Origin of the sequence: Streptococcus sp. 'group B', from assembly GCF_002073795.1 — a bacterium.
Classification (GTDB): domain Bacteria; phylum Bacillota; class Bacilli; order Lactobacillales; family Streptococcaceae; genus Streptococcus; species Streptococcus agalactiae.
The window spans coordinates 1769146-1794494 of record NZ_CP020432.1; the positions used below are offsets into that span (position 1 = coordinate 1769146).

Genomic DNA, 25349 nt, shown 5'->3' on the forward strand with positions numbered 1-25349 from the left:
TCATTATGATTTCAATGTCGATTCTCACTCTTATTTTGCTAAACCTTCTGCAATCTTATCAAGATTCCATTTCATCATAGCGTAGTAGCTGTCACCCTTTTGACCTTTTTTAGCAATTGAGTCTGTGAAGATTTCTGCGTAAATTGGGATACCTGATTCTCTTGAAACAGATTTCATAGGACGCTTGTCAACACTTGATTCAACGAATAAAGCTGAAGGTCTTACTTGTTTTAATTTCTTAACTAAGCTAGTAATTTGATCTGGTGTACCTTCTTCTTCAGTGTTAATTTCCCAAATGTATGCTGATGGAACTCCATAAGCTTTTGAGAAATATTTAAAGCAACCTTCACTAGTAACAATTAATTTTTTATTAGCTGGAATGGCATTAAATTTAGATTTTGCTTCTTTATCCAATTTTTCTAATTTAGCTACATAAGCATCTCTGTTTTTCTCATAAGTAGCTTTGTTTTTTGGATCTTTAGCAATTAATTGCTTAGCAATATTTTTTGAGTAAATAATACCATTTTCAAGGTTCAACCAAGCATGTGGGTCTTCTTTACCTTTTCCGCTTTGACCATTTAGATAAATAACATCAACTCCATCGCTAACCGCAAAGTAATCTTTGTTTTCTTTCTTCTTAGCGTTCTTTATTAATTTTGTAAACCAAGCATTACCGCCTGTTTCAAGATTAATTCCGTTGTAAAAAACAAGGTCTGCTTGAGTTGTTTTTTCAACGTCTGCTGGTAATGGCTCATATTCATGAGGATCTTTACCAACAGGTACAATACTATGTAAGTCGATTTTGTTACCGGCTATATTTTTTGTTATATCTGCCAAAATAGAGTTGGTTACAACTACTTTTAATTTTTCGTTTTTGGCTTGATCCTGCTTGTTAGCACAGGCACCTAAGCCTAAAAATGCTACAAAACATGATACAATAACTAACCACTTTTTCATCAAAATGCTCCTTTTAAAATTAATATAAGTTATGTATTAAATTAAGTTAACTTAATTTTGATATTAGCATAACCTATTATAAAGTATTTGTCAAATACTTTTTCAGTATTTTTTGATATAATGGTCTTAGAAAAATAGATTTTAAGAAGTATAAGAAAGACTGAATATGACTCCAAATAAAGAAGATTACCTAAAATGCATTCATGAATTAGGTGAAAAAAACAACAAAATTTCCAATAAGAAAATCGCTGAAATGATGCAAGTCTCGGCTCCTGCCGTGTCAGAAATGATTAAAAAAATGATAAGTGAACAACTGATTGTTAAAGATAAAGATTTAGGATATTATCTTACCAAACAAGGTTTATTAGTTGTTTCTGACCTTTACCGTAAACATCGTCTAGTAGAGGTATTTTTAGTTAACCATTTGCACTATACTGCTGATGATATTCATGAAGAAGCGGAAGTTTTAGAACATACTGTATCAACAACTTTTGTTGATCAATTAGAAAAGTTGTTAGACTTTCCACAATTTTGTCCACACGGTGGGACTATTCCTAAAAAGGGAGAGTTTTTAGTAGAAATTAACCAAATGACATTGGACCAAATTAGTCAGCTTGGCACATATGTTATCAGTCGTGTTCATGATGATTTTCAGCTACTGAAATACCTAGAACAACACCGTTTGCATATCAACGATACCATTGAATTGACACAAATTGACCCTTATGCAAAAACTTATCACATCACCTATAACGATGAAAATCTAACAATCCCTGAGCGTATCGCAAGTCAAATATATGTATCTGCTACATAAATAAAAAAGTCCGTGTATTCATTAGATACACGGGCTTTTTTATAATGCTTTCAAAAATGCCATTAATACTTGGGCAGAGCGTTTACCAGCTTCAATGATAAATTCATCAAATGTGATATTGGCATCATGAGCTGCAGTATCACTCATAGCACGTACCACCACAAAGGGCTTTCCTGTAGCTTGAGCAGCTTGGGCAATTGCTGCACCTTCCATCTCGACAGCTAAAACCTGTGGAAAATGCCCCTTAATAACATCAATCTTTTCCTGGCCAGCAATAAAACTATCCCCAGTTGCAATTAAACCAACTTTACTAGTCATTTCTTCTTTAGATAAAACTGCTTCAAAAGTGGAAACAAAAGTCTTATCCGAATGAAAATAAAGTGGCTGCATTGACATTTGTCCATAGTCATAACCAAAGGCGGTTAAATCTACATCGTGATAAACTAATGTATCTGCGACAACGACGTCTCCTACATTCAATCCTGTTGCTACTGCACCAGCTGATCCTGTATTAATAATAGCATCAACTTTAAAGCTTTCTACTAAAATAGCAACACTCATCGCTGACATGACTTTCCCAACACCAGACTGTACTAAAACAAGCTCATGTTCACCATAACGTCCACTGTAATATACATTTGATAATACTGTCTCTTGAGATTTATCCTCAAGATTTTCCACAAGGAGTTTTAACTCTTCCTCCATGGCTGCAATAATTCCAATTTTCATGATATTTCCTTATAATTTAAAAATTGCATAAAACAAGAGAGCCAACAAAATAAGCAAAATGAATAAAACTAAATTCAACTTACGTTGAAATTCATTTCGTTTTGCATTCTCAATCCGGCGACTCTTGTAGATATGTTTACCGTTCTCGTCAGTTAGTTGCTCCATGCCATCTTCTGTAGAAATAATTTTAGTTTCTTGATCTAAGATTGTTTGACCTGAAACTTTTTCACCTCGATTTGAACGTTCAATCATATCATCTGTTAACAATGGTTTTCCCATTAAGAATGACCTCCCATTTTTAAACCGTAATATTGTAAAGCAATGATCGTTTTCGCATCTTGAATCATGCCTTTTTCTACCATTTGCATACAATCCTCATAACTTAACTCTAGAAGCTCAAGGACCTCATCATCATCTTGTGGCCTAGGATTTTCAACTTTTTGTAAATCAGTAGCTAGATAGAGGACGATTTTCTCATTACAAAAACCAATAGCAGTGTAGAAACTATAAAGAATTTCAAGATTCCCTGTGTAGCCAGTCTCTTCTTCTAATTCCCGAAGGGCAGCTTCTTCCTTAGAACCTGACTCACCCGTCTCAAGTTTCCCTGCTGGAATTTCGTAAGAAATACCTTCAATAGCCTTACGATACTGTTTCACTAAAACAATTTTATGCTCAGGAGTTACCGCCAAAGTAGCAACAGCTCCTCCATGAAAAACAAGTTCACGTTTGGATTGTCCCAATCCATTTGGCAACTCTACATCATCAACAGCTACTTTGATAATTTGTCCATCAAAAACAGTTTGACGATTAATTGTTTTTTCTTCAAAATCCATAAGAACCTCCCAAATAAGTGTTACTTTTGTGAAGGATGATGTGGTTTTTTATTGGCATATCCTTCTTTATTGACTTGACGTCCTCTTCCAATAGCTATGCTATCAATTGGAACATTATCTGTGATGGTAGATCCAGCTGCTGTTAAAGCATTATCACCAATTTCAAGTGGTGCAATCAGAGTAGAATTACTTCCGATAAAGACATTACTTCCGATTTCTGTTTTAAATTTATTTTGTCCATCATAATTGACAGTAATCGTCCCTGCGCCAAAGTTAACATCACAACCTACCTCTGCATTGCCGATATAAGTTAAATGACCTGCCTTCGTATTCTCACCTATTTGAGAACCCTTTACTTCAACGAAATTACCAATATGAACACCTTTTGCAAGACTTGTTCCTGGTCTAATATGCGCATAAGGGCCTACGGTTACTCCATCAGAAATAATGGATTCTTCAACCATCGAATTAGTGATGGTAACATCATTTCCGACTTGAGCATCTACTAAATAACTACCATTGGTTAATAAAGTACCTTTACCAATCTTCGTCTGTCCTTTTAAAGTCACATTAGGCTCAATTACAGATTCTTCTCCAATCTCAACATCAATATCAATATAAGCGGAATCAGGATTAACCACTGTGACCCCATTAACCATATGTTGACGTGCAATTCGGTGACGCATCACTTTTTCAGCAGTTGCAAGTGCTACACGATCATTAACTCCTAGACTTTCGTCAAAGTCACGAAGTTTATAGGCACCTACCTTTTTACCCGCTTCTTTGAAAATTCCAATAACATCAGTTAGATAATACTCTCCTTGAGCGTTATTTGTATTAATGTCTTTAAGTGCTTCAAATAGACTTTGATTATCAAAAACATAAGTTCCAGTATTAATCTCTTTAACCTGCTGCTCAAAGTCATTAGCATCCTTTTGTTCTACAATTTTAGTAACTTCATCATCTGAATTACGGATAATACGACCATATCCAAATGGATTTGCAGCATCGGCTGTTAAGATTGTTGCAACGTTTTTATGATTGACATGAAAATCAATTAAGTTTTTTAAACTTTCTCCAGTAATCAGGGGTGTATCACCTGCAATAACTAGTGTATGTCCTTTTGATGTCGCTAATTCTTCTTCCGCCATCATTACAGCATGGCCAGTTCCTAGCTGTTCTGTTTGCATTACAAACTCTGATTTGTCACCTAAAACATCACGTACAAGCTCCGCCTTATGTCCAATAACAGTAACAATTTTACTTGGCTCAATAGCTTGCACACTACGGAAAACATGCTCAAGCATGGTAATACCAGATACTTTATGCATAACTTTTGGTAAATCAGATTTCATGCGAGTTCCCTTACCCGCAGCTAAAATAATGGCATAATTTGACATATTAATTCCTCTATCTCTGAATATAATTCAACCTATTATATCATAATGCCTTCAACTTATCACTAATACCCCTTTAAATCCCTATTACAATAGACTTTAGCTAAAATAGCTTACTTCAATTAGGAATAAAATAGCTACCTTTTGGTAGCTATTCAATACATGAAATCCGTTAATTTTTTCTTCTCTGTTTGCAATCAGTATTTTTATAAATCTATCATTGCAATGCTCAGATGGTAAAAACGATTAGTTTAACTCTGTTGAAATTTGCCACATCACACCAAATTGGTCTACTAAGTTTGCGTAAGCAGGATTCCAGAAAGTTTCTTGTAACTCTAACTGAACTTCTTGTGCACTCTTCTTTAATTTTTCATAAATTTCACGCGCCTCCTCTACGCTACCCACAATAATAGCGGCTGTAACATTTTTACCAGCTTGATACACGAAATCTGGATTTTCATCCGAGATTTGAAGACGAATGCCATCAAAAATAAGCTGAGCATTAATGATTAAATCCTTGCGGTCTTCAAGACAGTTGGGGTCCATCTCTTCCCATGTCATCATATTCACTAAATCCGCTTGAAAGACATCTTTATAAAAATCAACCGCTTGTCGCCCATTTCCATTTGTTACGATGTATGTTTCTAGTGCTTTAACCATAAGTTCTCCTTTTTATTTTACTTCACGGATTGCAAAGTAATTATTGTCATTATCGGAAAAATTAAAAACTCTCATACTCCCCATATCAACAATAGGATTTGTCATAACCTCATTTGCTGTTAATTCTTGATATGTACTGTCAATATCAGTAGTTTCAAATAAAATAGAGGGAGTTGCTAAATCTAGCTCAGGACTCATTTGAGCTATAATTGCTTTGTCATGTAAGACGAAGCTAACTTCACTATCCAACTTCGGTGCAACTATATAGGTTACATAATCTCCTTGTGTCTATTTTTCAACACGCTCAAAACCCACCTTGTTTTTCCAAAAATCTGCTGATGCTTCAACATTGCTAACGTAGAGCATTACCTGTCCAATTGATGAAATCATTTTATTATCTCACTTTCGGTTTTATTACTAATTAGTATAACATACAGTATTTAAAATAAGTAAAAAATGACTCAAAAGAGTCATTTACTTATTTCGTTACCATATCTAGAACTTTCATCACCGTTCTACTATGTTCTAAAGCTTGAGCAGCACGCTTAAAATCTAAATTGCTAATAATACCTTCAAAAATAACAAATTCATCGTGCATGCGGTGCCTATCACCATTTAATTGATAAACATGACTTTCTTGTCCATTCATAGTTAATGAAATTTTAGGCATAGTATTAGTTGGCCCTAAAATCGCTATAGACCCCTTATCACCTTGAATAGTAGATTTTACTTCTGCACTACAATCTTTTGCTCCAATACAGACTGTTTTAAAGTGCCCATAGTCTAGGACTAGAACTCCTGAAGTATCAATACCACGCTCTATATTTGGTAAATACTGTGCTGTTATAGGTTCTCCAAAAAGTCCAATTACTAAATGTAAATTATAAATATTAAGGTCTCTCAACGCACCTCCACCCATTTCAGGATTGAAAGCTGGTGCTATTTCCCCACGTTTAAAGGCATCATAACGCGATGAATATTGGGAATAATTACATTCTACAATTTTAATATCTCCAAGGTTGCTTAAATGTTCTTTTACAAGGTCAAAATTAGGTAAATATTGATTTGTAATTGCTTCGAGTAATATTAGTTGCCTAGTATTGGCAATAGATACAAGTTCTTCTAATTGACTTGCTTCTAATGTAAATGGCTTCTCACAAATGACATGTTTTCCTGCCAAGAGTGCCTCCTTAGCATAGTCAAAATGCAAGTGATTCGGCAGTCCAATATAGACTGTGTCAATCTCCTCATTGTCCAAGACAGCCTTATATTCACTCGTAGCTAGAGACATGTTATATTCCTTAGCTAGATCTTTAGCTGTCTCCAAACTTCTAACTGTTGATAAGATAGCAACTAGATCAATACCTTCAATTTTCTGCAAGACAGGCAAAACTTCCTTAACAATCATACCTGTCCCCAAAACCGCTAATTTCATTCGTTAATCTCCTTTGGGTAAACCACTTGGAATTCCTCTAAAACTATCCTAGAGTCCTCACTAAACATTAAACCAAACTCCTCAAAATAAGGTTTAAAGAAATCAATGTGAGCTTTTCTCCACCATTCTAAAGTTTTATCTCCTTCTCCTTCTTTAAAAGCATGGTCTGCAGAGACATCTTTAAAAGGGACAATATCAACTTTAGTTATTTCAATAATACAGATAGCTTCATCATTGCTATCCAAAATAATATCATATGAACCAACTTGTGGTAACCCTTCCTCATCTAATTCATATAAATCATAGGCAGAGGCCGTTGCAGTTTTTGTCCCATCTACAACTAACTTTGCCAGAAGATCTGGTTCTGCTCCAAATTGCCATGCGTCTATCTCATCACCGATTGAAGGATTCAAAGATTTAAACTTATTCCATAATTCTTGTGCCTTCATATTACCTCCGAAGCAATTCCCACAACAAACTTAACTGCGTTACTCATTTTTCTTTGTCTTTTAAATCCTTCTTTAACATCTAAAATATAAACAGTTTGACCAATCCAAACACGTAAATAAACAGATTTTATTAAAATATCACCTGATATTCCTTTAACTTCCCGCTCAGTACCATCAGATGCTTCAAATTCCGTACGTAATAACCAAGTATTACCACAACCAAATTCAATCTATTTTCTCATTTCAAACTCCAGCCACCATCAATTTTGACAATTTCACCTTGCATTGATCTCGCTTTTCCTGAAGCAAGAAATCCAGTTAATTCAGCAACTTCACTTGGTTTAGTCCAACGACCAATTGGCGTCTCACTAGCTACCCATTCTGCTAATCCACCAGGTTCAAAATCACTAGCAGTCATAGCAGTTTGTACAGCACCTGGCGCTATACCAAAAATTTGAATACAATCTTTTGCGTAATCCAAAGCCAATTGACGTGTGAATCCCGCAAGGGCATGTTTAGAACTAGTATATGCAGCTCCACCGCCACCCGCTATAAAACTTGCTATTGAGCACATATTGATAATAATACCTGACTTCTTTTCCACCATACGTCTAAGATAATGACGTGTTAGCCTAACAGTCACGAAAAAATTAATATCAAATAGGTGTTCCAGTTCTTCATCACTTACTTCTAGAAGTGGCTTGTAGGCATCTAGAATACCTGCAGTATTACACAAAATATCAACAGTCGGTACCATTGTGAATAGTGGGGATAAATCAGAGGATAAATCCAACTTTATAAAGTTAAAATTACCATTTAAGTTCGGTTTATCCGACTTATCCACACCATATACTTGATACCCTTGTTTCAAAAAATATTGAGCCTGTGCATAACCAATTCCACTAGCACAGCCCGTCACTAAAACAACTTTAGTCATTGACCTCGATCCAATCCTCTGCTAAAACATCACATGGTGTTGGTGCCCACATGGAAAAACCTTCACCTTCACCAGTAACATTAATAAGAAAATAAGGTGTAGCCTGTAGTACTTTCCCATTAACTTCAAGGGTATCAAATAACTGAACATAATTTTCAGCGTCCCCCCAACCTGTACGTACATATTTTTTCTTTGCTTTTAAACCTGGTAAAATTTCTTCAAATGTCATATTGTTCTCCTTTATTGTCTTTAACCATTGATATATCAAGGTTTATTGCTTATTTAAAATCATAATTTAAAGTTTCTTCGCCTTTTAGTTCATCTAAAGGCTACTATTGTTTTCATAGGATAAAATAGTTTCTGGTCATCCATTATTAGTAAATAATATTTCGTCTTTTTCTTGTTGGTCAAGAACATTATTTTTGTTCTTACTCCTTCAATTCCCACAATAAAGTTATCTGCTTGCTCCGTCAACAAAACAGGTCCATTTTCCACTAATTCATAAGAAATACTTAGTCGATTTAGCACAGCTATAACTTTTTCAAAATCATTCGTAATTTTCTCCATTCTTCCATAGAGTTAGCATAACTATTTGTAGACTAGAGAACCTAAAATTGATACACTGTTTTTCACTCAAAAAATTTTACCTTCATAATCTTCATTATACCTATAACAATTTTCTTTTACAAATTTGTTCCCCTTAAAGGAAATTGTTTTTCAAAATAGGATGTTTATACTATTGTATTATCGGATGCTTTATCTCGCTAGTGCAAAATCTTCTCATAACACATTTCTTCCTTTTCAAAATAAGTTTTTGATTTACCCTTAAAAGAAAAACCAAACCTATCGTAAAATTTCCTTGCGCGTGTATTTTCTGTAAATACCCAAAGTATCACTTTATTATAACCTGCTTGTTGTATCTCTGATAGTACATGATTCATCATTTGAGACCCATAACCTTTTCCCCAACCTTCTTTAAGACTATGTATACAAATGAGTTCTGCATAATCAAGCATACCATCTTCTCTACTTTTATCCCACCAAGCCATACAATGAGGATTGCTATCTACTTCCAATATATACCCCTTACCAACCTCCTTGTGTAGTAGCTGTTGATACATTGTTATGGCAGGTTCTATTTCCGTAGTTTTTTGAATGATATCCTCAGGTAGTATCTTACCCAAAGCAGCTTTCCAGCTCTCCGTTTGAATATAAGCTAAATTGACTTCATCTCCTAATCTTGCTCTCCTGATTATGCAAGCCATAACTAAAATCCTTTCAAAAATTATTATTAACTGCCTGATAACTACTCCAATTATACCATTTTCGTGATATTAATTTTTATTTTGAACAGTTCTGGTTCTCATTTATCATTATATTTCTAAAATTTTAGATGGTTTTAAACATTAACCTCAGATTAGGCCAATTATTGATAATCACTAAAAGAGCGTAGATAATTACGCTCTTTTAGTGATTATTTTATATATATGAATCGCTATAACTTCTAAGTAACACTTGTTTCAAAATCCTTCATTTGTTTCTCTCTCGTAATATGCCCCCAAACCATTTTTTTATTTTTATAGCCAATAACACTTGCAACCTTAACAAAAGTTAATACAGGATGTAGGATAAGATACCTAAAAACAGCAATATAAAATACTTTAACAATATCTAAAATTCCTATTACTAGTTGCTGAGAATAAATACGGTGTAAGAAAGAGCTTAATGTAATTAAAACACAGTAAAAGATATAAAGGCTCACCAATGATATAAAGAATGGGATGTTTAATTGATTAAATAATAAGGACAAAAATATAATGACAATACCAAAACATTCTATAAAAGGGGTCAGTAATTCAAATAAAATATAGTAAATATAAGAAATTGATCCTACAGCTCCAAAGCGATAATTGGCAAAAATACTTTTATATTTTTTTAAACATTAGTACAAGCCAAGATACCATCGGCGTCTCTGTTTACGTAAATCCCCTAAATTCGTTGGTGCTTGACTCCAACAAACAGCATCTGTTTCATAACAAATACGATAAGGAATATTATTATTACGACAGAAGAAATGTAATTTCATCACCAACTCCATATCTTCTCCTAGAGTCTGGGTGTCATATCCTCCCACCGCTTTAACAAGGTCTTTCTTAAAAAGACCGAAAGCCCCCGAAATAATTAAATTAGCTCTTAAATAGTCTAAAAAGATTCGAGCTCCTAAAAATGATGAATCATACTCAAGTGCTTGTGCACAAGGAATAATTCTCCAAGGCAAACGATAAGATGCTACTTTCCCCTGCTCAATCTTAACACCTTGGGCAACTTGGACAAGCCCTCCCACTGCTATAACCGTCGGATCTACCTGTATGGATTTGCTAATTTGACTCAAAGAATCTACCTGCAACATAGAATCTGCATCTAGACATAGAAAATAATCGTAATTAGCAGCATTGATCCCCATATTTAAGGCATCCCCTTTGCCACCATTTTCTTTAACAATGAGTGTCAGTTTAACCTTACCAACCTGTCTCTGAAAGACATCTTTACAAGTTTGAGTAGCAATAATTGAATCAATCGTATTCGAGATTTTCATTAATGCAAACTCTTCCTTGAGAACATCTGAAGTATTGTCACTGGAACCGTCATCCACAACGATAATTTCATACGCTTCATAATCAAGGTGCAATAACGAATCAATCGAACTCACAATGGTTGTTGATTCATTATAGGCTGGTACAATAATTGAAATTGGAATTTTTTCTTTATTTCTAGTTAAACTTTTTTTGCGCTCATTTTTTTCATAGAGATGAACACCTCCAATGACTAATGAAATCACTAAAAAGCTGGCATAGGCAATCAATAATACTAAGAAAATGACTTGAGATACCTTTAGGAAGGTAAAAAATAATGCCATAGAAAATCCCCTTTATTTGATATTTATATCCTTTTTCCGAATACGAAGCCAACTAAGCTTATCTAATCGTTGTCTTAAGATATAGTGAATGTTAAAAACAATAATTGCTAAGCAAATCAAAATGTAAAAATATAAAATATTATGTACCATATGTTCTCTCTCTTTCTTTAGACCATTCTTTCTTAATACTATAATAGGAGTCTTTTAAAAAGGTTTTGGTATCGGGTCTCTCCCAATTTTTCAAACGATAATCTGCCATCTTTATCAGTGTGTTTTCTTTGCTATTAGCACCTAATCCTAAAGCAATGCTCTCAATTTCTAACTCCTTCACACCATAATGTTTAAAGTAATCATCGTGAATTTTTTGAGATGATGGATCAGAAAAATTCAACAACTGCCACGGAATTCTGACCTCTATAAAGTCCTTTCCAAACGAAATATCTGTTTGTGAATCAAATGTTTTTTGGTGCCTATCAGTTGTTCCTGTTTTGAGAAGACCAGTAGGATGAGTTGGTAAGAACCTCTCTGTTGCTTTTACTTTTTCCATGTCTTCAACAATCTTTGTATTTCTCAATACCATATTTATCTGCTCAAAATTACTACTGTTCTTCTTTGGTGGGAAAGCATAAAAATCTTTACCGTTAAGCTGTCGAAGATAGTTCGCTTTTAAGGCATTATAGCGCTCTTGGACAAATAATTCAGACTTGCCATTTGGATCAATAGACAATACAAAGTCACTAGATTTAGAAAATGTGACCTTACTACCATTCATTTTTCTACTACCAGATTTTGGTGTAATATCTATTGGTAATAATCGTTTTTCTTTTAGTTTTTCAGGTTTTGTTTTAATCGCAAGGTAGAGATAGCTTTCATCACTGCTAGCATATAAGTCATCTCCTGTTGCACTAGTCATCAGAGGATGTTTCCACTCTCCTTTGCCTCTTTTACCATCAACTTGATAATGATGTTTTGCGTTTTTAAAGCCTAATAAACCATAACCTTGATTAAATACTTGTGCATCCCCCCATAGGAATTGACTATGTTTATTTGTGGCGAAAGATGTATTCCACGCCCTTGCATTCCAATCGTCTTGCCATGCATTGATAGTCGCTCCAAAACTACCGGATGATATAAAAGATTCATAATCTTCTAGTAAACGCTGACCTTGTTCTTTTTCATTAATCGGCAGAGGACGTTTATCAATTTCTTTTTGGGCAATACCTCTCGCTGTCGAATAGCCATAACCCGTGACTAGAACAGGGATTTTGTGATAAGCATTTAGCAGTTTAACGTATCCCTGTGACAAAGAAAGTTCTTTAATCTTTTGTCTATCTTCTTTACTGATATTCTCTTTATCAAATAATAGATAATCCTTGTATCGAGGATGGAAATCAATAGCTTTATATGCTGCAAACATACCTGCTTTAACATTTGAATTAGCTTGAATATTTTCTACATTTAGTTGTACGTATTTAGGAGCCTGTGCCTCAAATGGTTTTCGATAATGAAAAGGGTCTGTTGTTGGTGAGTTTGAAAAACTAATCAAATGTTGCCAACCATATTTAGCTGTCTCATAATGTGTCAATTCATCCATTACTTGAGCTAGCATGACCTCAAATGGATTAGCTGCCACAGAAGTTTTAAAATAACGTCCTTTATATTGCGTTTTTTTCTCTTGATGATTAGTATAAGCGACAGTACCACTATTCCAATCATCCCCTACGACATAACCAAGTACCCAAGGACTAAGATCATAATGATAATGACGGCTACCAAAATCAGTATTCCATACTTGCTTACGCCCATGGAGAATATCCACAACGCCTTTTGCTTCTCGTTTTAAATACCCCCTATAATTATCATTAAAAGCTGTTATAGAAGCATTATTGCGATAAGAATCTATACGTATTCCTTGCAACAAATACAGTGGCCTCTTTGATTCTTTGTTGTGGTGATATAAGGCATCGTAAAATGCAACATTCATCGGTACCTTGACTCTTACAGTATTTGCCCCCATGTTGGAAATTAAATGGAACCATTCACGATACGTTTTTTGAGTAATAGGAAAATCGTTGTGATGATAACCCGCTAAGGAAGACTCAACGTCTACTCCTTTAACAACAAAAGGTTTATTGGTGGGCTTGTGAAGTACAGTATCACCTTTAACAACAAAGTTAGTTCTTGTATTTTCTTTTAATAAGCCCTTTGGTAAATACAAACTACCATCAAAGTAATACAAATAATAAATAGAGCTAAACAAAATAGTTAAAAGGGCTACAATACTTAGATATTTTTTCATAATGTTCTACTCCAGTAAAGTATTAGTATTTTTCGATGGTGCACTATATTGATACAAGGTCTCAATATTTCTATCCATCCATCTGCCACGCTTTTTGATAAAATCTTTTAATTGTTCTACTGATTTGTGATAACTTGTCACATTGCGTTCAGTAGGAATCAAATAATTCCTTGGATCAGTATTCTTTAAATCAAAGACATAGCCCCATTTTTTATAATTTCGATCAATAGCTGGATCTAAAAAATGCCTTGTCTCGTCTATGTAATTAGATAAATATTCTGTCGCTAGAACTCCCTTTCGTAATTCTTTATAGCGATGAACAACCAGGTCTATAAATGCTTTGTCCTTAATGAGCATATTGAACCACGGTGCATCCGTCAAGGTAAAATCTGCCTCATCAACACGTCCTTCAATTTGATTATCAAAAGCATTATTAAAATCCCAAACTACTAGTTTTGCTCTATCACGAAGATCTTTATATAGATAGGTTGAAAATTTACCCGCATCCACATTTCTAAAAAATTCATTGATGACAAAATAATTTGCAAATGATTCTCTATCAATATATTTAGGATATTGTGAAAAATCATAAGAATAAAGGACTTTTTCAATATGATTGATGTCCTTATTAATAAACTCTAATTGTTTTGATGTCAATCTTTGTTTACCTGGATATTTCACATCAAGAGCTGAGATACCAGACTGGTGTGTATAATGTACATAGTTATCTAACTTTTGCTTTGCCTTATGTTCACGATCCCAAGCAACGATATAAGGTGTTTTATGCAACTTTTTATCACTTTTTTCAATGGGAACTCGTTGCTCACCTTGTTCGATATTCTCAACTGCTAGATATACTCCCTGATACTCACCATTGACAAATAACTCACAGTAGCGAACGTTTGGGGCATAGGACATAATCTCACCAGCAATATTATAACTCAGATAATTTCTTAATAATGTTCTGTCTAGAAAGGGACCATGCAATACCCACTCCGATTCTTTAGGCATTCCTGCTAATCGATGCTTCTTTTCCTTTAACTTATTAGTAACAAACTTAACTTTCAATGACTTCTTATCAAAGTAACGAGAGGAATTTCCTCTATATGATATTAACCCTTTTGTCCTAATTCTCGGCTTTTCTGATAAATGATGTGATCTACTTGGAGAATCCCGTAATTCGATATCAACATTAATATTATCCCTAGCTTTGACATATTTTCCGCCTTCTTTTGTAACAAGAGGAATAACTTGTTGCTTTGTATCAATGCTGATAATGGGCAAATGGGTTTTAAATCCTGTTAAATCACTCTTCGCATCTACCTGCTTTATACGATGATGATGTATTCTCTCGATGTGATGCTTAGGAATCCAAAAATAGAAAAATAAGAATAGAAAAAGACCTATAAGGGTTGTGCCGTAAATAACCTTCCCTCTCATAAGTCTACCCATTGATTTCGTCGCTTTGGCTAACAATGTTGAAATAATCAATATTTCCCAATTGGTACACTTTTTCAGTTAACTGATTATCTACATGGAGTTGCTTATCGTAATCTTTTCTAGAGATTTCGAAAATCATTTCAATAGTATTAGTTGTTGAATTTTTAACACGCTGAACAGCTTTTCCGTCAAAATATTGGAAGAAAATTCCTTCTAAATCAACTTCTAGTGTTCTATCGCACTTCACAATCAATAACATACGATTCTCGTTTTTAACACGTCCCATAACCCATAATAAGATAAAGATAACGCTACTTCCTAATGCAGCTACCACATAGTCACCGACACCACAACAGATACCAACAACTATGGTCCAAAAAATATAAACTGTATCTCTTGAATCTTTTATGGCTGTCCTAAAACGAACAACTGACAAGGCACCGACCATACCCAATGACAAGGCTACATTATTACCAATAACGGTCATTACTGTTGCAGTCAAGACCGTCAATGTCATTAATGAAACATTAAACTTTTTACTATAGGCAGTTCCACTATGCGTATAAGCATAGGAAACATAAATAACTACACTCAATAAAGCTGCTACAAGAATATGTAAAATCATATCTTGAAAACTTAAATTTCCACTTTGCTCTAGACTATTTCGTAATAGGTCTTTCATTTTTTGTTATCCTCTCACATTTAATAATAATTAACGTATATACTTTTTCACTAAAAACGATAATGTTTACTAACAGCTCTTCCTAAACAATACTTACTCGCTGAAAGTTCACTTCTATCTACCGAATCTAAGAGTTCTTTAATATAAGACAATAAAAATCCATTATATTTAACTTCTAAAATAACAAGATAAGGATCTAATAAATAATTTTGATTTAAATCCTCTGAGAAAATATCATAACTAGCCTCTGTACCTATTATATGGTGGTCAAAGGTGATTCGGATATTGTTTTCCTTAGCAACAAAAGCTTTTCTTTGGTACTCAATAACCGTTTTAGGTTGATAAAGTTGCGTTGTTATCCTTGAATAACACTCCGCAGCAAATGTATCCGGATAATTTAATAAAACACTATTGTTACCATTAATCAGCGCTTGAGCATCTGTCTTGCTTAATTTTAGAGAGCGCTTTTTTTGATTAGCACCTTGTTTTTGTTTCATTTCTAATTTCGCAAAATTGCTTTGACTACCATAATTGCGCAAACGAATCTTTCTTCGTATCTCAACACCATCTTCCTTTTCTTGCCAATCAACATCTTCTAAAGAATCAAAGTATAGCGAACGGATAGTATAGCCGTCGTCTGAACTATGCGAATCGAGCGTCATTACTTGGGAAAATTTCTTAGATAAAAGATAGTAATCTTCAAGTGATATTAAATATTTTTTTCCTGTCTAAGAACTTCGTTCATCACTCACCTCTGTTTAATTAAATATTAATTTATATATAAATATTAACAATAAATTAAGCAAAAATAAATATATCAGAAATTATACACCTTGTCAACAGGAAAATATATAATGTATATTTTTTATACGAAGGCATTTTAAACTTTATTTTTATACTATAAATATGATTGTTACGCTCATTTAAACCTAGAAAAAAATGTATATTTTCAATCCACAGCTGTTATAAAATAATTTTTAAAAAGTGTTTATATCTTAGTTTAATCACACCTTACTGCAATCTATATATCATTTAAAAAAATCTGATATAAAAAAGGCTAAAACTAAGTTTTAACCTTTTTGACATATCTATAAAATTGAAATAGTGCTATCCTTCAAATTTCTCTAAATCAAATGCTTGGCCTTTTTGTTTATCTGACAGCACCAAAGAAAATACTATACCAATCAACATTGGAACTAGCCACCCCATTGAAATAGTATGAAAGGGGAGGAATCCAACTAACTGAGTTAATGTTTTTTCTTGCCATTGTCCCGCTAGAACCTCAACAAACGACACTAAAGTGACAAGACCAATTGTCAAAGACATTCCCTTTTTTGAAAGCGGCAACCACTTATTAATCAAAATAATTAAGACAATAACAATAACAATCGGATACAATAAAGTTAGCACAGGAACTGAAAAAGTAATTACAGCATTTAAACCAAGATTAGCAATTAAAAAGCCAATCAAAGTAAAAACAGTAGCAAATAATTTATAATTCCCAAAACGAAAGTTCTTATCAAAAAATTCAGATACTGACACAATAAGCCCAACTGTTGTTGTAAAGCATGTCAATGTTACCATAATACTCAAGAAATAACGACCAAAATTTCCAAATAATTTATAAGATGCTTGTGATAATACATAAGCTCCTTTATTAACATTTGGGTCAGCTAAAATATCAGCTGGGACAGGAAACTTATTCCCTAAAAAACCTAAGCCAATATATAAAATACTAAATGCTAAACTAGTAACAATTCCAACAATCCAAATGGTTGATAAATATTCTTTTTTAGTTTTAAAACCAAACTTTTTAAGCGTTTCTGTTGCTACTAGACAAAAAGCAACTGCTGCAAGTGCATCAAGTGTATTATAGCCTGCTAAGACACCACTTCCAAACGCTTTTCCTGCATAGTCAGCACTCGCCTTAGCACTCTCCAAGTTTCCATAAGCAATAGCTCCAACAACAACCAAAGAGAGAATTAAAAAGGCAAAAACAGGCGTTAAGATTTTTCCAACACTATCTAATATACCATTTGGTCTAATAGCGAGATAATAAGCTGCAGCAAAAAAACAGGCTGTAAAACACAAAAGAGCAATCGGACTATGCCCTACAATTGGAGCAACCCCAATTTCAAAAGAAACCGTTGCTGTTCTAGGAATAGCAAAAAGTGGACCAATAGTTAGGTAGAGTATAACTAAAAATGTTAAAGAAAACCACGGACTAAATTTTTCCGACATCTCTGTCTTATAACCACCATTAGTTAGTGTGCCTAGTAGGAGGGTAATAATAGCTAATCCAACTCCTGACAAACAAAATCCTAAAATCGCTGGCCAGAAATCTTGTCCAGATGCTACACCTAATGCTGGTGGAAAAATGAGGTTCCCTGCACCAAAGAAGATACCAAATAAGAGTAATCCCGTTAAAAAGCCTTTTTTTACCATAAGCAACCATTAGTGTAAATAATCTATTTACACCCTTTCCATAAATTCTCCTTATCAAATTCTATCTAAATGCTTAGAATCGATGTCTTTTATTATATCAAAAATAAAAATAAATTCTAGGTCATTTTCATAATTTTCCAACTATTCAGTCACTTTTTTCTTGAAAACAAAAAAAGAGCATAATGCTCTTTTCGATTAACCAATAATTGATCCATTTGCCACTGCTGAATCGACCGTCAACACTGTCAATTTACCATCATGTTCTGCTGAGAGAATCATGCCTTGACTGACATATTTTTTCATCATTTTACGTGGTTTGAGGTTAGCAACAATTTGGAGTTTTTTCCCTACTAACTCTTGTTCATTTGGGTAAAATTTTGCAATCCCTGATAAGATTTGACGATGGCCCTCATCACCAGCATCTAGACGGAAACGAAGAAGTTTATCAGAACCTTCCACTTTCTCAACTTCAATTACTTCTGCAACGCGGATTTCAACAGCGTCAAAATCCTCAAACTTGATTTGACCTTTGCTTGATGTCAATTCAACTTCTTCAGGAACCCACTCCTTTTCCACTGGTGCTTTTCCAGCATTCATTTGTTCTTTGATATAAGTAATTTCGTCTTCCATATCCAACCTTGGGAAAATTGGTGAACCTTTTGCAACAACTCGAACACCTTCTGGTAGATCAGCAAAAGTCAATTTTTCAAGATCGAATGTTGCCCCTAAACCAAGTTGTTCCATAATGGCATCGGAAGTTTCCATCATGAACGGTTGAATGAGGTGAGCAACAACACGTAGACTAGCAACTAAATGACTCATTACAGCTGCTAACTTATCACGATCTGTTTCGTCTTTTGCAAGTACCCACGGTGCTGTTTCATCAATATATTTGTTAGTTCGTGAAATAAGATTCCATACAGCTTCAAGGGCACGTGGGAAATCCACCGCTTCCATTTGTTTATGATAGTTTTCAATACTATCTGTCGCAACAGAAGCTAAATCGGCATCAAAGTCAGTTGCAACAGCAAACCTTGGTACTTCTCCATCGAAATACTTGTTAACCATAGCAATAGTGCGGTTGAGAAGGTTTCCTAAATCATTAGCAAGTTCATAGTTAATACGTCCAACATAATCTTCTGGCGTAAAAGTTCCGTCTGAACCAACAGGCAATGAACGCATGAGATAATAACGGAGTGGATCAAGACCAAAACGCTCTACTAACATTTCTGGATAAACGACATTCCCTTTTGATTTAGACATTTTACCATCTTGCATCACAAACCAACCATGAGCAACTAGACGTTTTGGTAATGGCAAATCCAGCGCCATCAACATGATAGGCCAATAAATAGAGTGGAAACGAAGAATATCTTTACCAATCATATGAATGTCTGCTGGCCAAAATTTATGATATTGACTGAGATCGTCAGACCAACCATAACCAAGAGCAGAAATATAGTTCATCAAAGCATCAATCCAGACATAAATAACATGTTTTGGATTTGATGGTACCTGAACTCCCCATGTGTAAGTTGTACGAGACACTGCTAAATCTTCTAAACCTGGTTCTATAAAGTTTTTAAGCATTTCATTCATACGACCATCTGGCTGAATAAATTCTGGATGCTCAGCGTAGTACGCTTTTAAACGATCTGCATATTTGCTCATGCGGAAGAAATAAGATTCTTCAGAAACTTTTTCAACTTCATGACCAGATGGCGCAACACCACCAATCATATTACCGTTTTCGTCACGATAAACTTCTGCTAATTGGCTTTCAGTAAAAAATTCTTCATCTGAAACAGAATACCATCCGGTATACTCATCAAGATAGATGTCCCCTTGTGCCAACAATTGTTCAAAAATTTTAGCAACCGCTTCTTCATGGTAAGTATCTGTTGTACGGATGAATTTGTCATAGGAAATATCTAAAAGTTCCCATAATGTTTTGACACTTTCAGCCATGCCATCAACATATTCCTGTGGTGTAATGCCTGCTTCTTCAGCCTTTTGTTGAATTTTCTGACCATGCTCATCAAGACCAGTCAAATACTGAACATCAAAGCCCATCATGCGTTTGTAACGTGCCAAAACATCACATGCTATCGTTGTATAGGCAGAACCGATGTGCAATTTACCTGATGGGTAATAAATTGGGGTAGTAATGTAAAATGATTTTTTTTCTGTCATGATTTCTCCTATAAGCCACCCTAATGAGAGGTGTTTTTTATCATGATACATTATAACATAAAATCTTTTTCAACTGGATATATCTCTGAATAATATATCTACTTTTGCTATAATAAAGGTATTAAAAATAGAGAGTTAATATATGGTTAATACAAAAACACTTCTCCCCTACAAAACTATGCCGGTTTGGACTGCACAGTCTATTCCAAAGGCATTTTTAGAAAAGCATAATACTAAGGAAGGCACCTGGGCAAAACTAACCATTCTAAGTGGTTCTTTAGTATTTTACCAGTTATCTCCTGATGGAGAGGAAATCTCGCGGCATATTTTTGATGCTAGTAGTGATATTCCTTTTGTTGATCCACAAGTCTGGCATAAAGTTTCGCCGAATAGTCCAGACTTAAGTTGCTATCTAACTTTTTACTGCCAAAAAGAAGATTACTTCCATAAAAAATATGGTCTCACGCGCACACATTCTGAGGTTATCGCCAGTGCACCTCTCTTATCTGAGAAGAGTAATATATTAGACCTTGGGTGTGGTCAAGGGCGAAACTCACTTTATTTATCGCTGCTGGGACATCAAGTGACTTCTGTCGATTCAAACGGACAGAGCCTTGTAGCTTTAGAAAATATGGCATTAGAAGAAGAGCTTCCTTACAATATAAAAAGGTATGATATTAATACTGCTGCTATTGAAGGGCACTATGATTTTATTTTATCAACTGTGGTATTTATGTTTTTAAATCCCGACTGCATTTCTGATATTATTTTACAAATGCAATCACATACTCAGATTGGAGGATACAATCTTATCGTTTCTGCTATGGATACCGCTGAAAATCCTTGCCCGCTTCCATTCCCTTTTACCTTCAAAGAAGGACAATTGAAATCTTATTACAATGACTGGGAAATCATCAAATATAATGAAAATTTAGGTGAATTGCACAGGGTGGATGAAAACGGTAATCGCTTAAAATTACAGTTTGCGACTTTATTAGCTCGAAAATTAAGATCATAAAAGTGAGTAGAAATCTACTCACTTTTATCTTTGGTTAGGTAATAAGTATATTCTAAACCCATACATAATTATCCTATAAAATATATAGAGATGATATTTCAAATCATTATTGTAACAATCAGCTTTAGTATGGCTCTTCAACATAAAACGCCATACATTAGGAGTGCCTTTCTACTTGTAGGTTATAAAATTCATGGCCTAACAGCAAGTTGACATATAAAAGAGGAATTAATATTAATGATAAGCTCCATTCGCCCAGTTTACTTGAAAAATAAGTCGAGCAAACAACACCAAAGATAAATCCTCCAATAATAATAATCGTATTTCTAGCAATTAAGAAAATATCAGAATTTTTTTCGTAAAGTCCCTTTGTTAATAAATAAGCAGCATTCTTGATATTACCAGTCATCATCATATTAGCATAAGGTGCTCCTCTGAGCGATTTAAAGGTATCTACTTGTATTGAAGCAAAGAAGGCTAGTCCTGCCACAGTAAACGACGATGGTAAGAAAGGAGTCAATATAATTGTTACTATAGCAACCTGTGTCAACGCAAAACTAGATAATAGGTACCAGTGCAGTTGATGTTTATTCGCCCAACGATTCATGAAATAAGTAAACGATTGACCTAACATGAAAACCATTATAGGTAGCAAAAAAGCAAGCGCTTGACTATAATGCTTATTACTAAGATGAATAGCAAAAGATAACAAATTCCCTGTTTGTACACCTGCAAAACGTTTTCCTTGTGTTACATAAGTAAAAGCATTGATATAACCTGAAATAAAACAGAGTGCAACCGCACACCTGAGCCCTTCATATATTTGATATTGACGGTGAGACTTTTTAGACATATTTTCCTCTAACTTTATGGCAAACAAAAATAAGACTGGGCAATCTTGCTCAGCACTTTTTTTCTAATAGATTGGTTTAAAATAGTATTAATATTAGCACTAGCTAGCCTAACAGTTCTAAATAAATTATTAAGCAATGATAAATGTAGTTTTAGTATATCATAGCCTCAGCATTGAAGCAATCTCACTTTATGAAAGGATAAAGAAAATCTCATAAGTCATTTACCCTTAATTTGAAGTTTAATTAGTTACTTTTAATTTTACTACCAAAAAACTTGCACCATTCTTAACATTTGTTACAATAAATACAACCTATTAGGAGGTCAGTACAGATTATGCACAGCACTATTTATAAATGTCATCATTGCCGTTATCTAATTTATAAAAGTTTTAAAGATATCTTTCCTTTTGCTCTCATTTTTTCTTGGATTGAAATCCTTCAAAAACTCGTTATATCAGATGATTCTTTTTTAGCTCAAACAACAAAGTCCAGTATTTATAAAAACGAGTGGTTATATACGGTTTCCAATACTCTTTATGATTTATCTCATTTACTAATCTACTTTATGGCTAGTTATTTTGTGGCTAGTTTAGTATGGAGAGGCTTATCTAACCAAACTAAAGAAAGTTTTTCTGCAAGTTTACTTGGCTTTGCCACTGTTTGGTTGCTTCTAACTTCAGTTGTTCCAGGTACAGATTATCACTATCCTAGCCAACCCATTTGGCTTATGCTGGCTTTGATTTCGTATCTTTTTATCTTTTTAACTCGACTGCTTCAAAATCGACATCATATTTTCCAGTATAGTATGTTAGCTATACTACTATTAATCTCTTCTATTTTGTCACATATCTTATATAGTTATCCTAATATTGATTTAGAATACCTTATACAAAATCACTTTTCTCAATGGCTGGGTGATGGGCCACATCAATTAATTCCTATTATGCTTTGGTCTATCTTAGCTATTTTTCTAACCTTATCAGGTCTTTTTGTACCAGATATTTTATTTCGTCCTTACTCCTATTTTTCAGTAGTTAGCGAAAATTTAAATGCTGCCTTGAGCCAACATACAGATAAAATCCCTTATCTGTATACCTTTTATACTGTTAAAAATAGCTTTGCTATGTTTGGCGGTATTGGAATCCTATTATCCTTATTTTTAGCAGTTTTATATGAAAGTAGAAAACTACAATCGAAGAATTACTATAAATTGACATTACTGACCTTAACTCCTCTTATTTTTGATCAAAATTTACCATTTTTAGTAGGTCTACCTGTCATTTTACAACCAATATTATTCATTCCGATGGTATTAACAACTATCTTTGCAGAGGCTTTTGGAGCTCTTATGCTCTACCTAAAATTTGTCGACCCTGCAGTTTATACTGTCCCAAGTGGTACACCTAGTCTACTATTTGGCTTTCTTGCTTCAAATGGGGATTGGCGTTACCTTCCAGTCACTGCAATTATTCTAGTTGTTGGCTTCTTTATTTATCGTCCGTTTGTCAAAATCGCTTTCGCTAAGGAGGAGCAATATGAAAAAATTACTTAGATGGCTTCCTCCTGTACTTTTCATTATTATCCTTATAGGAATGACTATCTTAGGTAAGTCCTATATCAATAAAGTAACAGCTCACAAAATAAAACTCTATAACTCTCGAATGACTCCTACTATTTTAATTCCAGGATCCAGTGCTACTCAAGAACGATTTAACAGCATGTTAGCACAGCTCAACCAAATGGGAGAAAAACATAGCGTTTTAAAGTTAACTGTCAAAAAAGACAATAGCATTATCTACAATGGACAAATTAGCGGCAATGACCACAAACCCTACATTGTCATTGGATTTGAAAATAATGAAGATGGTTATAGTAACATCAAAAAACAAACAAAATGGCTACAGATTGCTATGAATGATCTTCAGAAGAAATATAAATTTAAACGTTTTAACGCTATCGGTCATTCAAATGGTGGCTTATCATGGACTATTTTCCTAGAAGATTATTACGACTCTGATGAATTTGATATGAAATCATTGTTAACAATGGGAACACCTTTTAACTTTGAAGAAAGTAACACCTCAAATCATACTCAAATGCTTAAAGATTTAATCAGTAATAAAGGAAATATTCCATCAAGTCTCATGGTATACAATTTGGCAGGAACTAATTCATATGATGGTGATAAAATTGTTCCATTTGCTAGTGTGGAGACTGGTAAATATATTTTCCAAGAAACCGCTAAACACTATACCCAACTAACAGTAACTGGTAATAATGCTACACATTCTGACTTGCCTGATAATCCTGAAGTTATCCAATATGTCGCAGAAAAAATTCTTAAAAATGAGAAAGGTAAATTACCAAAACCTCACTAAAGCTGTAGAATAGCAACGCCTCTGGTATTTTGATATAATATATTGCGAATTAAACTAAATAAAAAAGGATATTATTATGAAACTCATTTCATGGAATATTGATTCCCTCAATGCGGCATTAACAAGTGAATCAACACGTGCTTTAATGTCACGCCAAGTTATTGATACTTTAGTTGCTGAAGATGCCGACATCATTGCGATTCAAGAAACTAAACTGTCTGCCAAAGGACCTACTAAAAAACATTTGGAAGTACTTGAAACTTACTTCCCAGAATATGATTTGGTTTGGCGATCATCAGTCGAACCTGCTCGTAAGGGCTATGCTGGTACAATGTTCTTATATCGTAAAGGGTTAAATCCTATTGTTAGCTTCCCTGAAATCGATGCTCCTACTACAATGGATAATGAAGGTCGCATTATTACTCTCGAATTGGAAAACTGCTATATCACACAGGTCTATACTCCAAATGCAGGTGATGGCCTAAAGCGCTTAGCTGACCGTCAAATATGGGATATTAAATATGCTGAGTATTTAGCAACATTGGATAGTCAAAAACCTGTTCTAGCAACAGGTGACTATAACGTAGCCCACAAGGAAATAGACCTAGCTAATCCTAGCAGTAATCGTCGTTCTGCTGGATTCACAGCTGAAGAGCGCCAAGGCTTTACAAATCTACTAGCCAAAGGTTTTACAGATACTTTTCGTTACCTTCATGGCGATGTTCCAAATGTTTATAGCTGGTGGGCACAACGAAGTCGTACATCCAAAATCAACAATACAGGGTGGAGAATTGATTATTGGCTAACAAGTAACCGTGTCGCAGATAAAATTACCAAGTCAGAAATGATTCATTCTGGTGATCGTCAAGATCATACACCAATTATTTTGGAGATTGAACTATAAACCAAAAA

The 25349-nt window shown here is 34.2% G+C and carries 25 protein-coding genes and 2 pseudogenes; 5 read left to right on the forward strand and 22 right to left on the reverse strand.

What is annotated here, in order from left to right; genetic code table 11:
* Window positions 1-30: 30 nt before the first annotated feature.
* Window positions 31-957, reverse strand: coding sequence for a metal ABC transporter substrate-binding protein (locus tag A6J68_RS09215; protein WP_000759089.1), 927 nt, complete (start codon window positions 955-957; stop codon window positions 31-33).
* 166 nt (window positions 958-1123) lie between these two features.
* Between A6J68_RS09215 and A6J68_RS09220 the strand changes: the two genes are divergently transcribed.
* Window positions 1124-1771 (forward strand): metal-dependent transcriptional regulator, encoded by a 648-nt coding sequence (locus A6J68_RS09220; RefSeq protein ID WP_000188490.1) that lies wholly within the window; start codon window positions 1124-1126, stop codon window positions 1769-1771.
* Window positions 1772-1810: 39 nt separating this feature from the next.
* Here the strand turns inward: A6J68_RS09220 and A6J68_RS09225 are convergent, their stop codons facing one another.
* The 20 genes and pseudogenes from A6J68_RS09225 to metG all read right to left on the reverse strand — a co-directional run bounded on the left by A6J68_RS09225 (window position 1811) and on the right by metG (window position 20187).
* Window positions 1811-2500 carry a 5'-methylthioadenosine/adenosylhomocysteine nucleosidase gene (locus tag A6J68_RS09225; RefSeq protein ID WP_000689759.1) on the reverse strand — a complete coding sequence of 230 codons (690 nt, stop codon included), beginning with the start codon at window positions 2498-2500 and terminating at the stop codon, window positions 1811-1813.
* Window positions 2501-2509: 9 nt separating this feature from the next.
* Window positions 2510-2779 (reverse strand): cell wall synthase accessory phosphoprotein MacP, encoded by a 270-nt coding sequence (macP, locus tag A6J68_RS09230; RefSeq protein WP_000517852.1) that lies wholly within the window; start codon window positions 2777-2779, stop codon window positions 2510-2512.
* A complete protein-coding gene (locus A6J68_RS09235) occupies window positions 2779-3333 on the reverse strand; it encodes an NUDIX domain-containing protein (RefSeq protein ID WP_000344991.1) in 555 nt (184 codons plus the stop codon). Before A6J68_RS09235 ends, macP begins: the two co-directional genes overlap by 1 nt.
* 20 nt (window positions 3334-3353) lie before the next feature.
* Entirely contained in the window at window positions 3354-4733 is a 1380-nt protein-coding gene (glmU, locus tag A6J68_RS09240; RefSeq protein WP_000073770.1) for a bifunctional UDP-N-acetylglucosamine diphosphorylase/glucosamine-1-phosphate N-acetyltransferase GlmU, read from the reverse strand.
* A 243-nt stretch (window positions 4734-4976) separates the two neighbouring features.
* A complete protein-coding gene (locus A6J68_RS09250) occupies window positions 4977-5390 on the reverse strand; it encodes a VOC family protein (protein WP_000237568.1) in 414 nt (137 codons plus the stop codon).
* Between the two features lie 12 nt (window positions 5391-5402).
* Window positions 5403-5780, reverse strand: a pseudogene (locus A6J68_RS09255) (VOC family protein).
* Between the two features lie 88 nt (window positions 5781-5868).
* Window positions 5869-6825 (reverse strand): Gfo/Idh/MocA family protein, encoded by a 957-nt coding sequence (locus A6J68_RS09260; RefSeq protein ID WP_000762189.1) that lies wholly within the window; start codon window positions 6823-6825, stop codon window positions 5869-5871.
* Window positions 6822-7274 (reverse strand): ASCH domain-containing protein, encoded by a 453-nt coding sequence (locus A6J68_RS09265; RefSeq protein WP_000647214.1) that lies wholly within the window; start codon window positions 7272-7274, stop codon window positions 6822-6824. The genes A6J68_RS09260 and A6J68_RS09265 overlap by 4 nt, the downstream gene beginning before the upstream one ends.
* Window positions 7271-7504 carry a DUF3977 family protein gene (locus A6J68_RS09270; protein ID WP_079739338.1) on the reverse strand — a complete coding sequence of 78 codons (234 nt, stop codon included), beginning with the start codon at window positions 7502-7504 and terminating at the stop codon, window positions 7271-7273. Before A6J68_RS09270 ends, A6J68_RS09265 begins: the two co-directional genes overlap by 4 nt.
* Window positions 7505-7512: 8 nt before the next feature.
* Complete coding sequence (locus A6J68_RS09275) at window positions 7513-8211, reverse strand: 3-oxoacyl-ACP reductase (protein ID WP_000170241.1); 699 nt, start codon at window positions 8209-8211, stop codon at window positions 7513-7515.
* Window positions 8204-8440 carry a DUF2829 domain-containing protein gene (locus A6J68_RS09280; RefSeq protein WP_000141908.1) on the reverse strand — a complete coding sequence of 79 codons (237 nt, stop codon included), beginning with the start codon at window positions 8438-8440 and terminating at the stop codon, window positions 8204-8206. The genes A6J68_RS09275 and A6J68_RS09280 overlap by 8 nt, the downstream gene beginning before the upstream one ends.
* 89 nt (window positions 8441-8529) lie before the next feature.
* Complete coding sequence (locus A6J68_RS09285; protein WP_001873753.1) at window positions 8530-8778, reverse strand: aminoacyl-tRNA synthetase; 249 nt, start codon at window positions 8776-8778, stop codon at window positions 8530-8532.
* A gap of 197 nt (window positions 8779-8975) precedes the next feature.
* Window positions 8976-9476 carry a GNAT family N-acetyltransferase gene (locus tag A6J68_RS09290; protein ID WP_000752178.1) on the reverse strand — a complete coding sequence of 167 codons (501 nt, stop codon included), beginning with the start codon at window positions 9474-9476 and terminating at the stop codon, window positions 8976-8978.
* Between the two features lie 239 nt (window positions 9477-9715).
* Window positions 9716-11128 (reverse strand): annotated as a pseudogene (locus A6J68_RS09300) (glycosyltransferase family 2 protein).
* A gap of 139 nt (window positions 11129-11267) precedes the next feature.
* A complete protein-coding gene (locus A6J68_RS09305; protein ID WP_000760436.1) occupies window positions 11268-13427 on the reverse strand; it encodes a hypothetical protein in 2160 nt (719 codons plus the stop codon).
* Between the two features lie 6 nt (window positions 13428-13433).
* Entirely contained in the window at window positions 13434-14879 is a 1446-nt protein-coding gene (locus A6J68_RS09310; RefSeq protein WP_000533131.1) for a CotH kinase family protein, read from the reverse strand.
* Window positions 14872-15549, reverse strand: a complete 678-nt coding sequence (locus A6J68_RS09315) for a DUF4956 domain-containing protein (protein WP_000654037.1) — start codon at window positions 15547-15549, stop codon at window positions 14872-14874. Before A6J68_RS09315 ends, A6J68_RS09310 begins: the two co-directional genes overlap by 8 nt.
* Window positions 15550-15599: 50 nt before the next feature.
* Window positions 15600-16211, reverse strand: coding sequence for a polyphosphate polymerase domain-containing protein (locus tag A6J68_RS09320; protein ID WP_000171288.1), 612 nt, complete (start codon window positions 16209-16211; stop codon window positions 15600-15602).
* Between the two features lie 445 nt (window positions 16212-16656).
* Window positions 16657-17994 (reverse strand): branched-chain amino acid transport system II carrier protein, encoded by a 1338-nt coding sequence (gene brnQ, locus A6J68_RS09325; RefSeq protein ID WP_000239244.1) that lies wholly within the window; start codon window positions 17992-17994, stop codon window positions 16657-16659.
* A gap of 195 nt (window positions 17995-18189) precedes the next feature.
* The gene (metG, locus tag A6J68_RS09330; protein ID WP_000136751.1) at window positions 18190-20187 is read right to left on the reverse strand and encodes a methionine--tRNA ligase; all 1998 of its coding nucleotides are present in this window, start codon (window positions 20185-20187) and stop codon (window positions 18190-18192) included.
* Window positions 20188-20329: 142 nt separating this feature from the next.
* Between metG and tehB the strand changes: the two genes are divergently transcribed.
* Window positions 20330-21205 (forward strand): SAM-dependent methyltransferase TehB, encoded by an 876-nt coding sequence (gene tehB / locus A6J68_RS09335; protein WP_000248364.1) that lies wholly within the window; start codon window positions 20330-20332, stop codon window positions 21203-21205.
* A gap of 157 nt (window positions 21206-21362) precedes the next feature.
* Here tehB and A6J68_RS09340 read toward each other — a convergent pair whose 3' ends face one another.
* Window positions 21363-22058, reverse strand: a complete 696-nt coding sequence (locus tag A6J68_RS09340) for a YoaK family protein (RefSeq protein ID WP_000039372.1) — start codon at window positions 22056-22058, stop codon at window positions 21363-21365.
* Window positions 22059-22393: 335 nt separating this feature from the next.
* Here A6J68_RS09340 and A6J68_RS09350 point away from each other — a divergent pair, with 335 nt between their 5' ends.
* From A6J68_RS09350 to A6J68_RS09360, 3 genes are all read left to right on the forward strand, one after another.
* A complete protein-coding gene (locus A6J68_RS09350) occupies window positions 22394-23611 on the forward strand; it encodes a PTS sugar transporter subunit IIC (protein ID WP_000556343.1) in 1218 nt (405 codons plus the stop codon).
* Window positions 23595-24437, forward strand: a complete 843-nt coding sequence (locus tag A6J68_RS09355) for an alpha/beta hydrolase (RefSeq protein ID WP_000735436.1) — start codon at window positions 23595-23597, stop codon at window positions 24435-24437. The genes A6J68_RS09350 and A6J68_RS09355 overlap by 17 nt, the downstream gene beginning before the upstream one ends.
* Window positions 24438-24513: 76 nt before the next feature.
* Window positions 24514-25341: an exodeoxyribonuclease III gene (locus A6J68_RS09360; RefSeq protein ID WP_000767484.1), complete on the forward strand. Its 828-nt coding sequence runs from the start codon at window positions 24514-24516 to the stop codon at window positions 25339-25341.
* Window positions 25342-25349 lie beyond the last annotated feature (8 nt).

Bases quoted from the DNA above. Each gene is read 5' to 3' on its own strand.
- A6J68_RS09215 (WP_000759089.1), bottom strand. From the start codon at position 957: ATGAAAAAGTGGTTAGTTATTGTATCATGTTTTGTAGCATTTTTAGGC.
- A6J68_RS09220 (WP_000188490.1), top strand. From the start codon at position 1,124: ATGACTCCAAATAAAGAAGATTACCTAAAATGCATTCATGAATTAGGT.
- A6J68_RS09225 (WP_000689759.1), bottom strand. From the start codon at position 2,500: ATGAAAATTGGAATTATTGCAGCCATGGAGGAAGAGTTAAAACTCCTT.
- macP (WP_000517852.1), bottom strand. From the start codon at position 2,779: ATGGGAAAACCATTGTTAACAGATGATATGATTGAACGTTCAAATCGA.
- A6J68_RS09235 (WP_000344991.1), bottom strand. From the start codon at position 3,333: ATGGATTTTGAAGAAAAAACAATTAATCGTCAAACTGTTTTTGATGGA.
- glmU (WP_000073770.1), bottom strand. From the start codon at position 4,733: ATGTCAAATTATGCCATTATTTTAGCTGCGGGTAAGGGAACTCGCATG.
- A6J68_RS09250 (WP_000237568.1), bottom strand. From the start codon at position 5,390: ATGGTTAAAGCACTAGAAACATACATCGTAACAAATGGAAATGGGCGA.
- A6J68_RS09260 (WP_000762189.1), bottom strand. From the start codon at position 6,825: ATGAAATTAGCGGTTTTGGGGACAGGTATGATTGTTAAGGAAGTTTTG.
- A6J68_RS09265 (WP_000647214.1), bottom strand. From the start codon at position 7,274: ATGAAGGCACAAGAATTATGGAATAAGTTTAAATCTTTGAATCCTTCA.
- A6J68_RS09275 (WP_000170241.1), bottom strand. From the start codon at position 8,211: ATGACTAAAGTTGTTTTAGTGACGGGCTGTGCTAGTGGAATTGGTTAT.
- A6J68_RS09280 (WP_000141908.1), bottom strand. From the start codon at position 8,440: ATGACATTTGAAGAAATTTTACCAGGTTTAAAAGCAAAGAAAAAATAT.
- A6J68_RS09285 (WP_001873753.1), bottom strand. From the start codon at position 8,778: ATGGAGAAAATTACGAATGATTTTGAAAAAGTTATAGCTGTGCTAAAT.
- A6J68_RS09290 (WP_000752178.1), bottom strand. From the start codon at position 9,476: ATGGCTTGCATAATCAGGAGAGCAAGATTAGGAGATGAAGTCAATTTA.
- A6J68_RS09305 (WP_000760436.1), bottom strand. From the start codon at position 13,427: ATGAAAAAATATCTAAGTATTGTAGCCCTTTTAACTATTTTGTTTAGC.
- A6J68_RS09310 (WP_000533131.1), bottom strand. From the start codon at position 14,879: ATGGGTAGACTTATGAGAGGGAAGGTTATTTACGGCACAACCCTTATA.
- A6J68_RS09315 (WP_000654037.1), bottom strand. From the start codon at position 15,549: ATGAAAGACCTATTACGAAATAGTCTAGAGCAAAGTGGAAATTTAAGT.
- A6J68_RS09320 (WP_000171288.1), bottom strand. From the start codon at position 16,211: ATGACGCTCGATTCGCATAGTTCAGACGACGGCTATACTATCCGTTCG.
- brnQ (WP_000239244.1), bottom strand. From the start codon at position 17,994: ATGGTAAAAAAAGGCTTTTTAACGGGATTACTCTTATTTGGTATCTTC.
- metG (WP_000136751.1), bottom strand. From the start codon at position 20,187: ATGACAGAAAAAAAATCATTTTACATTACTACCCCAATTTATTACCCA.
- tehB (WP_000248364.1), top strand. From the start codon at position 20,330: ATGGTTAATACAAAAACACTTCTCCCCTACAAAACTATGCCGGTTTGG.
- A6J68_RS09340 (WP_000039372.1), bottom strand. From the start codon at position 22,058: ATGTCTAAAAAGTCTCACCGTCAATATCAAATATATGAAGGGCTCAGG.
- A6J68_RS09350 (WP_000556343.1), top strand. From the start codon at position 22,394: ATGCACAGCACTATTTATAAATGTCATCATTGCCGTTATCTAATTTAT.
- A6J68_RS09355 (WP_000735436.1), top strand. From the start codon at position 23,595: ATGAAAAAATTACTTAGATGGCTTCCTCCTGTACTTTTCATTATTATC.
- A6J68_RS09360 (WP_000767484.1), top strand. From the start codon at position 24,514: ATGAAACTCATTTCATGGAATATTGATTCCCTCAATGCGGCATTAACA.